Origin of the sequence: Intrasporangium sp. (assembly GCF_051961875.1) — a bacterium.
Lineage (GTDB): Bacteria > Actinomycetota > Actinomycetes > Actinomycetales > Dermatophilaceae > Intrasporangium_A.
Genome location: NZ_JBQCCV010000070.1, coordinates 1 through 11,531 on the forward strand (window position 1 = coordinate 1; position 11,531 = coordinate 11,531).

11 protein-coding genes are annotated in these 11,531 nt (G+C 69.3%); 7 read left to right on the plus strand and 4 right to left on the minus strand.

Annotated elements, in window-relative coordinates:
* The 4 genes from ACTHJJ_RS04165 to dnaA all read right to left on the minus strand — a co-directional run.
* The coding region (locus tag ACTHJJ_RS04165) for an AAA family ATPase (protein ID WP_440301675.1) at positions 1-816 on the minus strand (816 nt) is incomplete at its 3' end.
* A 10-nt stretch (positions 817-826) separates the two neighbouring features.
* The gene (gene gnd, locus ACTHJJ_RS04170; RefSeq protein WP_440301676.1) at positions 827-1,870 is read right to left on the minus strand and encodes a phosphogluconate dehydrogenase (NAD(+)-dependent, decarboxylating); all 1,044 of its coding nucleotides are present in this window, start codon (positions 1,868-1,870) and stop codon (positions 827-829) included.
* A 136-nt stretch (positions 1,871-2,006) separates the two neighbouring features.
* A complete protein-coding gene (dnaN, locus tag ACTHJJ_RS04175) occupies positions 2,007-3,134 on the minus strand; it encodes a DNA polymerase III subunit beta (protein WP_440301677.1) in 1,128 nt (375 codons plus the stop codon).
* A gap of 828 nt (positions 3,135-3,962) precedes the next feature.
* Complete coding sequence (gene dnaA, locus ACTHJJ_RS04180) at positions 3,963-5,489, minus strand: chromosomal replication initiator protein DnaA (protein ID WP_440301683.1); 1,527 nt, start codon at positions 5,487-5,489, stop codon at positions 3,963-3,965.
* A 476-nt stretch (positions 5,490-5,965) separates the two neighbouring features.
* Here dnaA and rpmH point away from each other — a divergent pair, with 476 nt between their 5' ends.
* The 7 genes from rpmH (at position 5,966) to ACTHJJ_RS04215 (ending at position 10,911) form a co-directional block, all read left to right on the plus strand.
* A complete protein-coding gene (rpmH, locus tag ACTHJJ_RS04185; protein ID WP_034225701.1) occupies positions 5,966-6,103 on the plus strand; it encodes a 50S ribosomal protein L34 in 138 nt (45 codons plus the stop codon).
* Between the two features lie 60 nt (positions 6,104-6,163).
* Positions 6,164-6,475 (plus strand): ribonuclease P protein component, encoded by a 312-nt coding sequence (rnpA, locus tag ACTHJJ_RS04190; RefSeq protein WP_440301684.1) that lies wholly within the window; start codon positions 6,164-6,166, stop codon positions 6,473-6,475.
* Positions 6,472-6,747: a membrane protein insertion efficiency factor YidD gene (gene yidD / locus ACTHJJ_RS04195; RefSeq protein ID WP_440301678.1), complete on the plus strand. Its 276-nt coding sequence runs from the start codon at positions 6,472-6,474 to the stop codon at positions 6,745-6,747. The genes rnpA and yidD overlap by 4 nt, the downstream gene beginning before the upstream one ends.
* A gap of 93 nt (positions 6,748-6,840) precedes the next feature.
* Positions 6,841-7,815: a membrane protein insertase YidC gene (gene yidC / locus ACTHJJ_RS04200; RefSeq protein ID WP_440301679.1), complete on the plus strand. Its 975-nt coding sequence runs from the start codon at positions 6,841-6,843 to the stop codon at positions 7,813-7,815.
* A gap of 90 nt (positions 7,816-7,905) precedes the next feature.
* Positions 7,906-8,649 (plus strand): Jag family protein, encoded by a 744-nt coding sequence (locus ACTHJJ_RS04205; protein WP_440301680.1) that lies wholly within the window; start codon positions 7,906-7,908, stop codon positions 8,647-8,649.
* 104 nt (positions 8,650-8,753) lie between these two features.
* Positions 8,754-9,539 (plus strand): 16S rRNA (guanine(527)-N(7))-methyltransferase RsmG, encoded by a 786-nt coding sequence (gene rsmG, locus ACTHJJ_RS04210; protein ID WP_440301681.1) that lies wholly within the window; start codon positions 8,754-8,756, stop codon positions 9,537-9,539.
* Positions 9,540-9,897: 358 nt separating this feature from the next.
* A complete protein-coding gene (locus ACTHJJ_RS04215) occupies positions 9,898-10,911 on the plus strand; it encodes a ParA family protein (RefSeq protein WP_440301682.1) in 1,014 nt (337 codons plus the stop codon).
* The last annotated feature ends 620 nt before the right edge of the window (positions 10,912-11,531 follow it).

Consider the following 11,531-nt stretch of genomic DNA (forward strand, 5'->3'; position numbering starts at 1 on the left):
CTCCTCGATCTCGGGCACCTCACCGGCCGCGAGCCGCTTGGCCGCGTCCTCGTGCAGCGAGCTCTTGTACGTCGCCCGGGCGTTCGCGTCGCTCTCGGACACCGCGTCGTAGCACTCGGCGAGGTCGGGCACGAGGTCGCGCAGCAGCCGCAGCCGCGCGTAGAGCAGCTGTGCGCCGACGTTCGCGAGGTGGGTGTTCCACACGTCGAGGGTGTGGAGCGCTGCCTCGCGGGCTTCCGCCGTGCTCGGCTCGCCCGCCCGAGGGGTATGCCGCCCGGCCCCCTTCCCCGTGCGGGTGCGGAAGAGCGGGGCGGCCTGCTTGAGCAGCGCCCCGCGCTGCTTGACGATCTTGTCGTAGTCGGAGCGGACGCCGGACCAGCGGGGCTGGCGCTGGACGAGCAGCTCGTCGAGGAAGCGGCGCCGCTCGGACGGGTCGCCCTTGACGAGGGCGAGGTCCTCGGGGGCGAAGAGCACGGTGCGGACCGTGCCGAGGACATCCCGCGGACGTGCCACCGGGGACTTGCCGAGCCGGGCCCGGTTCGCGCGGCCCGGGGTGATCTCGAGCTCAACCATCGTCTCGCGGGCATCCCGGACGACGGCGCCGCGAACGATCGCCTGGGTCGCCCCGAACCGGACGAGCGGCTGGTCGGTCGCGACCCGGTGCGAGCCGAGTGTCGCGAGGTAACCGATCGCCTCGACGAGGTTGGTCTTGCCCTGGCCGTTGCGCCCGACGAGCGTCGTCACCCCGGGCGTGAGGGCGAGCTCGGCGCTGGGGTAGCTGCGGAAGTCCTTGAGGGTCAGATGACGGACGTGCACGACCCTCTTGCTAGTCCTTCTGCCCCGTCGACGACGGTTCGGTGGCCGCCGGCTGCGAGGCGTGCCGCGGGGCGGGCGGACGCTCGGCGTCGGCCTTCTGGCCGATCCCCTTGACCGCGACCTGCTGGGCCCGCGAGCTCGGCTGGTCGCCATGCTTGAGCGCGTTGCCCTCCTCGACCGTCATGACCTCGTGGCCGCCGAACTCGCCACGCAGCGCGGCGACGGCCTGCATCGTCGGGGAGGTCTGCTGCCGCGAGGCGTAGCGGGCGAAGAGCGAGGCCGAGATGACCGGCATGGGCACCTCGAGCGCGACCGCCTCCTCGACGGTCCACTTCCCCTCGCCCGAGTCGACCGTGTAGTCCGAGACGCCCTCGAGGTTCGGGTTCTTCGACAGGGCGTCGGACATCAGGTCGAGCAGCCAGGACCGCACGACGGTGCCGCGGCTCCACGCCTTGAACGCGCCCGGCACGTCCTTGACGATGTCCTTGCGCATGAGCAGCTCGTAGCCCTCGGCGTAGGCCTGCATGAGGCCGTACTCGATGCCGTTGTGGACCATCTTGGTGTAGTGGCCGGCGCCGACCTCGCCCGCGTGGACGAAGCCCTCCTCGCGGGGGCCCTCGGGGCGCAGCGCGTCGAAGATCGGCATCGCGTGCTCCACCCAACGGTCCTCGCCGCCGACCATGAGGCCGTAGCCGTTCTTGAGGCCCCAGATGCCGCCGCTCACGCCGCAGTCGACGTAGCCGATCTCCTTCTCACCGAGGAGCTCGGCGTTGCGGAAGTCGTCGGTGAAGCGGGAGTTGCCACCGTCGATGATGAGGTCACCGGGGTCGAGCAGCTCGCCGAGCCGGTCGATCGTCTGCCGGGTCGGATCGCCGGCGGGAACCATGACCCAGACCGTGCGCGGCGCCGAAAGCGTCTGGACGAGGTCCTCGATGCTCGTCACGTCCGCCACGTCCGGGTTGTGGTCGTAGCCGACGACCTCGTGGCCCGCGCGGCGCAACCGCTCGCGCATGTTGCCGCCCATCTTGCCGAGACCGATGAGTCCGAGCTGCATTCGCCTGCCTTCCTACTGGTCCTGCTGAGATGGGCCCGGGGTGCCGCAGGGCAACCCGGCCGGGCTGGGAGGGTGCCTTCGAGGCTACGCCAGGTGAGCGGCATACGCCCCGGGCCGGCGGAGCCCGGGCTGGGACTCAGCTGGCGAAGCGGACCGGCATGAGCACGTAGCGGTAGCTCTGGTCGGACTCGCCGTCGGCCTCGGGCTGGCCGGTGAGGACTGCGGGACGGCTCGGCTGGGTGAAGGCGAGGCGGCTGAACGGGGTGCCGACCGCGTGGAGCCCGTCGAGCAGGAACTGCGGGTTGAAGGCGATCTGGATCTCGGGCCCGGTCAGCGTCGCCTCGACGGCCTCGGCGGCCTGGGCGTCGTCGCCGGTGCCCGCCTCGATGGCGACCTGGCCGTCGGTGAACCGCAGCAGGACCGGGGTGTTGCGCTCGGCGACGAGGGCGACCCGCTTGACGGCCTCCTCGAGGGCGGCCGTGTCGATGACCGCCTCGGTCTCGACGCTGGTCGGGAAGATCGAGGTGACCTTCGGGTACTCGCCGTCGAGCAGGCGGGTCGTCGTGCGGCGCTGGCCGGCCTCGAAGCCGATGAGGCCGTCACCGCCGGCGCCGAGCTCGAGCTCGATCGAGCCGGAGGCGCCGAGCGCCTTGGCCGTGTCGGAGAGCTGGCGGGCCGGGATCAGCGCGACGTGGTTGGCGTCGGAGGTGCCCGGGCTCCAGGTCAGCTCGCGCATCGCGAGCCGGTAGCGGTCGGTGGCGAGGAGTGTCATCTTGTCGCCGTCGATCTCCATCCGGACGCCGGTGAGGATCGGCAGGGTGTCGCCGCGGTCGGCCGCGATGGAGACCTGGGCCACGGCCTGGGTGAAGACGTCGCCGGCGATGGTGCCGCTCGCCTCAGGCGCGGACGGGAGGGTCGGGTAGTCCGACACGGGCATCTCGCGCAGGCTGAACCGCGAGGAACCACACACGACGTTGACCTTGCTGCCGTCGGTCGAGACGTCGATCGGCTTCCCCGGCAGGTTGCGGGAGATGTCGGCGAGGAGCCGGCCGAGGACCAGGACCTCACCGGACTCGGACACGTCGGCGGGGACGGTCACCTTGGCGGAGACCTCGTAGTCGAACGCCGAGAGGGTCAGGGTGCCCTCTTCGTCCGCCACGATGAGGACACCTGCGAGCACGGGCACGGGCGGGCGTGCCGGCAGACCTCGCGCCACCCACGTGACGGCGTCAGCCAGGACATCACGGTCTACCCGAAACTTCACGTCGCTCTCACTTCTCCACGAAGGACCATTGGGGCTCAGACACTAGTCGCCCACAAGCCCCTAGCACCACCGGATCGGGAGAGCGAGGACAAACCGGTCGTGTCGGGCGCTTTCCACCCTCGTTGTCGGGGCTCGCCCCTTGTTCTGGGGTCTCGTCATCGTCATCGGTGCTGTGGAAGATGTGGACGAGAAGCGCCGCTGCACGTCGCGGTGCGTGTCGCCGTGTGGACGAACCTGTGGATGGTCGAGCCCGTTCGACGAGAGGCTGTGGACAACCGTCGTTCATCCACAGGCGGGTGGCGCTTTCCGGTGGGGTTTTCACCACGTTCGGGCCGTTCTTCCACAGTTGTCCACAGGGCTTGTGGAAGAACAGGCTCGGCAGGCGTCTCGAGCCGCCGTCGCCGATGCCTCGCGGCTGGGGACGACATCTCCACAGAGTTTTCCACAGGCTGTGGAGGAATCCGTGGGGCACGTGCTCGATGCGTCGCCGGCCGTGCTCAGGGCCTCGAGCGCCGCGCTGTGGACAGTGTGTGGAGTCGGTGCGGCCGGCCTGTGCAGAGGTGTGCACAGGCATGAACGCCGGCGACGGGCACGACCCGGTGCGGCGGACCTGTGCACGACCGGCGACGAGGAGACGGAGGAGGTGTCGGACGAAGTGACGGACGAGGGCGACGAGGTGCGCGATGGGGTTGCACGGCGCGCCTCTGCGTTCCGCCAACAGGCCGAGAAGCAGCAGGGTCCGACGGTTGCAACCGTCGGACCCTGTGAGTGGTCGGTGTGTTGTGGGCGGCCCCGTCGGCCCCGGCGGCCTAGGGCCCCGTGTGGCCGTCAGTGGGACTGCTGGCGGATCCGGTTCGTCAGCTCGGTGACCTGGTTGTAGATGGCGCGCCGCTCACCCATCAGCTCGCGGATCTTGCGGTCGGCGTGCATGACCGTCGTGTGGTCTCGGCCGCCGAAGTGCTGGCCGATCTTGGGCAGCGACAGATCGGTCATCTCGCGGCACAGGTACATGGCGATCTGTCGGGCCGTCACGAGCTGCCGCGAGCGGGACGAGCCGCAGAGGTCGTCCAGGGTCACCGCGTAGTACTGCGCGGTGACCGCCATGATCGTCGCCGCGGTGACCTGGTTCGGGGTCTCGTTCGGCAGCACGTCCTTGAGGACGATCTCGGCCATGGCCCGGTCGATGGGCTGGCGGTTGAGGTTGCCGAAGGCGGTGACGCGGATGAGCGCGCCCTCGAGCTCGCGGATGTTCGTCGAGAAGTTGCTCGCGATGTACTCGAGCACCTCGTCGGGCACCGACATCCGCTCCTGGATCGCCTTCTTGCGAAGGATCGCGATCCGGGTCTCGAGGTCGGGGGGCTGGACGTCGGTCAGCAGCCCAGACTCGAACCGCGTGCGCATCCGATCCTCGAAGCCCGACAGCTCCTTGGGCGGCAGGTCACTGGTGATGACGATCTGCTTGTTCGCGTTGTGGAGCGTGTTGAACGTGTGGAAGAACTCCTCCTGGGTCTGGAGCTTGCCCTGGAGGAACTGGATGTCGTCGATGAGCAGGACGTCGACGCTGCGGTGCCGGGCCTGGAAGGCGCTGGCCTTGTCGTCGCGGATGCTGTTGATGAAGTCGTTGGTGAACTCTTCGGAGTTGACGTAGCGCACCTTGACGTTCGGGTACATCGTGCGGGCGTAGTGCCCGATCGCGTGAAGCAGGTGGGTCTTGCCCAGCCCGGACTCCCCGTAGATGAAGAGTGGGTTGTACGCCTTGGCCGGGGCCTCGGCGACCGCGACCGCCGCGGCGTGCGCGAAGCGGTTGCTCGCACCGATGACGAACGTGTCGAAGGTGTACTTGGGGTTGAGCCGGGTGTCGCTCGGTGTGGCCGGGTCGGGCCGGAGCCGCAGTGGCCCGCTCTCGCCGACCGAGGCCGGCTCGTCGAGGTCCGCGCCGTTGAGGTCCGGCGCGCTCGCGTCCAGGTCACGCAGCCGGTCGCCGCCGTTCTCGACGAGATGCAGGTGCGATCCGTCGCGCCGGCCGAACGTGTCGGTCGTGGTGTCCGGGCCGGGCGCCGGCTCGTCGACCAGCAGGCCGAGGTCCTGCTCGAGGGTCTCGTCGACGGAGACGGCGAGCTGGACGGGGTGCTCGAGATGGAGCGCGAGGGCGTTGGTGACGTGCTCGCGGACCCGGTTCTCGAGGAACTCCTTGGTGTAGGTGTTGGGGGCCCGGACCAGGGCCGTCTGGTCCAGCACACCGACGAGCTTGCACAGCCGGACGAAGGCGCGCTCTTGGTTCGGCAGCCCGACGCCGTCGAGCGTCGTCAACGTGAGCTGCCAGACCCGTCCATAATCAACGTCCTCGGCTGCCACCGTCACTGTCACCGTCCCTGACTAGCTGTTCCCCTGTCAGCGGGGCTGCACTGATGCATCGTGCCGCACCGCTCCCCGTTGTCCACACGGTTGTCCACAACTGTGCATAGCGAGTGCAGGGACCGTGAGAGTCGAAAACTTAACGTCTCCTGTAAGCCCCTGACAACTGCACCGAGCGAAAGATCAGCCGACCTCGGCGTGTCGCCTTGCGCTACACGCCGCTCTCCGGATGATAGAGCGTTTGATCTTCCAGGCAAGGACCGGCCGCGCTGGTTTGACCCTGCTTCTCCGGCTCCCGTATCGTGGAGCCAGCCTGTCGGCGACCTCTTTCGCATGCCCGTGGCCGGGATCCCCCCTCGGGGGCCTCGCCTCCATGGGCTTGCCGATTGGGGTCGCCGACCGCCCAACAGCCCTGTCCAACGGGTGGCCGCCGCATCATGCACCGCGGTTCGCCCGCGACCCACACGGAGTACCTCGTGAGCAAGCGCACGTTCCAGCCGAACAACCGTCGCCGGGCCAAGACGCACGGCTTCCGCCTGCGGATGCGCACCCGCGCCGGCCGCGCCATCCTCGCCGCCCGTCGCCGCAAGGGTCGCACCGAGCTGTCGGCCTGAGGTCGCGACGTGCTGCCGGCGCGTCACCGGCTCCGAGAGAGCGGGGAGTTCACGGCGGCAGTGCGTGGCCCTGGTGCCAGCAGAGCGGGCGGACGACTCCTCGTCGTGCATGCCAACCAGACCGATGCGCGTGCGGGCCTACCGCCGCGTGTCGGTTTTGTTGTGTCCAAGGCTGTCGGCAACGCCGTCGTCCGCAACCGGACCAAGCGCCGCCTGCGCGCCAGCGTCGCGACGCGGCTGAGCGGCATACCTGCCGGTCTGGACGTGGTCGTGCGCGCCAACCCATCCGCGGCGCAGGCGACGTACGTCGAGCTCGACTCTGCTCTTGAGCGACAGCTGGGCCGAGTGTGCGAGCAGGTGAGCACACGATGAACCGCATCCTGTCGGCCCCGCTCGTCCTGCTCGTCCGGCTCTACCAGCAGTTCATCTCGCCGCTCCGGCCCGCGACCTGCCGCTTCTACCCGAGCTGTTCCGCGTATGCGGTCACCGCCCTCACGCGGTTCGGCCCCCTCCGGGGTGGCTGGCTCGCGGCGCGGCGGCTCGGCCGGTGCAACCCGTGGAACCCGGGAGGCATCGACCACGTTCCGCGGACGTGGGAGGAACGCCACTCCGAGGAGCTGCATCAGGTCCGCACGACAGCCTGACCGCCCCGGCCGCCGTACGACATACTCAGCGGCGGTCCGATTGAACAAACCCGGTGAGGCCTCTCACCAGCTACCCGAGGACACACCCCCTTGATGGACTTCTTCCAGACCCTGCTCTACCCGATCAAGCTCGGTGAAGCATGGGTCATGTACGCCTGGCACTGGCTCTTCGACCTGATCGGCCTGCCGACCGGCTGGGCTTGGGCGATGTCCATCGTCGGCCTCACGGTCATCGTCCGGGTCCTGCTCATCCCGCTCTTCGTCAAGCAGATCCACTCCTCCCGGCGGATGCAGCTCATCCAGCCGGAGATGCAGAAGATCCAGAAGAAGTACAAGGGCAAGCGGGATCCGGAGTCCCAGCGTGCTCAGCAGCAGGAGATCATGGATCTCTACAAGCGGACCGGGACGAACCCGTTCGCGAGCTGTCTGCCGATCCTGATCCAGAGCCCGTTCTTCTTCGCGCTGTTCCAGCTGCTCAACAACCTCAAGGCGCAGTCCGAGGGGAGGATGGGCGCGATCGGGCCGATCACGCAGCAGATCGCGCACCAGATCGAGACGTCGCGCATCTTCGGCGCAAGCCTGTCGGACCACTTCCTCGGCTCGACGGTCACGAACACCAAGATCCTCACGGCCGTGCTCATCGTGCTCATGTCGGCGACGACGTTCACGACGCAGCACCAGCTGATGCGCAAGAACATGCCGGCGGCCGCGCTCGACAACCCGTTCGCGAAGCAGCAGAAGGTGCTCCTCTACCTCATGCCGCTCTTCTTCGCGATCTCCGGTGTGAACTTCCCGATCGGTGTCCTCCTGTACTGGCTGACCACGAACCTCTGGTCGATGGGGCAGCAGTTCTACGTCATCCGCAACATGCCGGCTCCCGGGTCCGCCGCCTACAAGGCCATGGAGGAGCGCAACAAGCGCAAGGGACGTGCCACGAAGCACGTCACCGTCCCGGGTCTGGAGGGCAATGGTGGCGGGGCCGAGGCTGTCGAGGTCGAAGAGGCCAAGCCGCGCCAGCGCCAGCAACCCGTGAGCAAGAAGCGCAACAAGAAGAAGGGCCGCTCCTAGCGGTTGCCCCCGATCCATCTCAGGGCTGCGTCCGTGGCCAGACACCACCATGGTGCCCAGGCGGTCACCGCAGCGGAACAAGGAGTACCAATGAGCGACAGCGCGCAGCACGCGGGCCACGACGGGACCGGCGCTGAGCACGACCTGAGCGCCGTGGCGGACGCCGCGCCCGCGGACGCCTTGGCCGCTGGTGCGGGAGCGCAGCCCCTGGACGTCTCCGACGGACCGGTGGCCGGTGTCATCGAGCCCGAGCAGGCGGGTGGCCCGCTCACGGAGTCGACCGCGTCGGACGACTCGGGCGACGCGGACAGCTCGGACGCTGAGGAGTCGGGCGAGCAGCGCGTCACGTCGCGTCGTGGCTCCCGGGTGAAGCAGCTGGAGCGCGAGGGCGAGGTGGCGGCTGACTTCCTCGAGACCCTGCTCGACATCGCCGACCTCGACGGCGACCTGGACGTCGACGTCGAGGGAGACCGCGCCATCGTCGCGATCGTGGACTCGGACGAGGGACGCGTGCCGCGCCGGCTCGTCGGGACGGACGGCAAGGTCCTCGATGCGCTGCAGGAGCTGACACGGCTCGCCGTCCAGGTCGAGACCGGCGAGCGGAGCCGCCTCATGCTCGACATCGCCGGTCACCGCGCGGCTCGTCGGGCCGCTCTCGTCGATCTGGCCCACGAGGCGATCAGCGCTGTCCAGGAGAGCGGTAAGCGCCGCGAGCTCGACCCGATGTCGGCCTTCGAGCGCAAGGTCGTGCACGACGAGGTCGCCGCGGCCGGGCTCGTTTCCGAGTCCGAAGGTGTCGAGCCCAACCGGTACATCGTCATCCTGCCTCACTGATTCCAGCCGCCGTTTCACGTGAAACGGCGTTGAGGTCCGGCTGCCCCACGCACAGGGGCTCGGACGGTCGCTGTTTTTGGTCCGGGCATGAGGAGGAGGAACGCATGGGTGACGACCCGGCGATCCCCGCGCTGCCGTCGACACCCCCGGAGGCCGAACACGTCTTCGGGGAGCGGCTCGACCTCGCCGAGCACTACGTCGCCCTGCTTGCGACGACCGGTATCGCGCATGGGTTGATCGGGCCTCGGGAAGGACCGCGGCTCTGGGACCGGCACGTGCTCAACTGCGCCGTCGTCCGCGAGCTCATCCCCGCCGCCGGGACCGGTCAGGCGGTCATCGACGTCGGTTCGGGGGCCGGCTTGCCCGGCGTCGTCCTGGCCATCGCGCGCCCCGACCTGCACGTGCACCTCGTCGAACCGCTCGCGAGACGCACGGCTTGGCTCAGCGACACGGTGCGCGAGCTCGGCCTCAGCAACACCACGGTCCACACTGCGCGGGCGGAGTCCCTGTGGGGCACGCTCAGTGCGCCCTGGGTGACGGCCCGCGCCGTGACCGGAATCGTCCGGCTCGCGGAGTGGACGTTGCCGTTGCTGTCCGTACCCGGACAGGTCCTCGCCCTCAAGGGAAGCCGCGGCCGTACCGAGCTCGCCGAGTCCGAGCGGGCGTTGCAGCGCCTCGGAGTCGTCCGCTCGGATGCCGTCACGTTCGGCGATTCGGGCGATGAAGGTACGACCGTGCTTCGCCTCGTGGTCGAGCGACTGGTCGACCTGCGCAGGTTCCGAGCCGCGGGGACCACGAGCGCCGGCTCGGCGCGGCGACGCGGGGACCGCCCACGAGCGCCCCGCGGCGGTAAGGTTTCGGATCGTGGCGGGAGGTCCGGGTCTTCGTGACCGAATCGTCGCCCTGCTCTGTCCGTGGCCGCTGCGACGCAGCGCCCGAACTGATCGACCTGCCGGAGGTGCTGCGCCAGTGACCGTGTCGAGCAACGTGGGCTGGCCCGGTCATGAGCCGGAGAAGCGACTAGAGCGCCACCTGGGATGGCCTGAGCTCGCCGGCGACGATGACGTTTCACGTGAAACGGCAGCGCCCGCCGGCGTCACCTGGGGCGAGTCGCCGGCACATTCCGCGTCCACGAGGTCTGTGGACAACTTGGGGACGGAAGGACCCGAATGCCTGAATTCCATGCGTGAAACCCCCTCCGACCCCCCTGTGGACGACGGTGTGGACAAAGCGACCCAAGCAGTCGGAATGGGGGCAGGCCAGGCGACCCGACTGGTGGAGGACGCGTCGCTCGCGGCTCCGGTTCGGCCGTCCGATCGGCTTCGCCGGGAGGGCGGCGACCCGCATGAGCGGTCCGCCCTGGCCGAGTCCCTCCCCACTCCCGGCCTCGACACCCCAGTGGCACGCGAGCTCGCGGAGAACGCGCGGCGCCGGATCCGACTCACCGGTCAGGCCTTCCCCAAGCCCGCCGGCGGCACCCGGGTGCTGACGGTCGCCAACCAGAAGGGGGGCGTCGGCAAGACGACCACGACGGTCAACGTCGCCGCCGCGCTCGCCCAGTCCGGCCTGCGCGTCCTGGTCATCGACCTCGACCCCCAGGGCAACGCGAGCACCGCCCTCGGCATCGACCACCACGCCGAGGTGCCCTCGATCTACGACGTCCTCGTCGACGGACAGCCCCTCGACGAGGTCGTCCAGCCCTGCACCACCGTTGAGGGCCTCTGGTGCGCACCCGCCACCATCGACCTGGCCGGCGCCGAGATCGAGCTCGTCTCGCTCGTCGCACGCGAGTCGCGACTGCAGCGCGCGGTCCAGGCCGCCGCGACGAAGGGCCACGAGTTCGACTACATCCTCATCGACTGCCCGCCCAGCCTCGGGCTGCTCACCGTGAACGCGATGGTGGCCGCGACAGAGGTGTTCATCCCGATCCAGTGCGAGTACTACGCCCTCGAGGGCCTCTCGCAGCTGCTCAAGAACATCGAGCTCGTCCGGGCGCACCTCAACCCGGCCCTGCACGTGTCCACCATCCTGCTCACCATGTATGACGGGCGGACCCGCCTGTCGGCCCAGGTGGCGGATGAGGTGCGTGAGCACTTCCCCGAGCAGGTGCTGCGGACGACCGTGCCCCGGTCGGTCCGGATCTCCGAGGCGCCCAGCTTCGGCGAGACCGTCATGACGTATGACGCCTCGAGCAGCGGCGCGCTCGCGTACCTCGAGGCGGCCAGCGAGATGGCCGACCGTGGAGCCGCCGGCAACGTCTGAGTGGCCTACCCCCGCCGGGGTGGGCCTCTTGGCCCCCGGCGGGCCAGGAGGCTGCTCGGGCACCACTCGACTGGCGGGCTGGGAGGTCGCTCGGACGCTCGCTCCGGGCATCGGCGGCACGCTCTTGCTTGCCGGCTCGTTTTCCTGAGGGGTGCCGCCGCTGAGTCGCTCGCGCTCCGCGCCGCCTCCCAGCCCATGTGCCAGCAAGCCGTTTCACGTGAAACACCACCCAAAGCGCAGAACCCATCCAGGCCCGGACGCCCTGCCTGCGGCACCCCCGGCACGGATGCGGTCGGTCGTTGGCTGAGCGTGTTTCACGTGAAACGTCCCTCGCGCCGCAGGCCGCTCCCTTAAGGCACCACCGACACACCACCTCCGCCGACGAACGCCAGCACGCTAGGGAGTTCGACTCACCTGGCGTTTCACGTGAAACGGGGACGGGGCATTGGGAGGAGTCGCACGTTTCACGTGAAACGGGCAGAAGTGGTTCGACCTGACTGATGAAGTAGGCGTAATGGCCGAGCGGGGTCGGGGAGTGCGAGCGATTCGGCGGCGGCGCCCCTGAAGAGAACCGAGGGTGTGAGCGCGAGTGCGCCGCCGCTGTTCGGAGCGAGCACCCC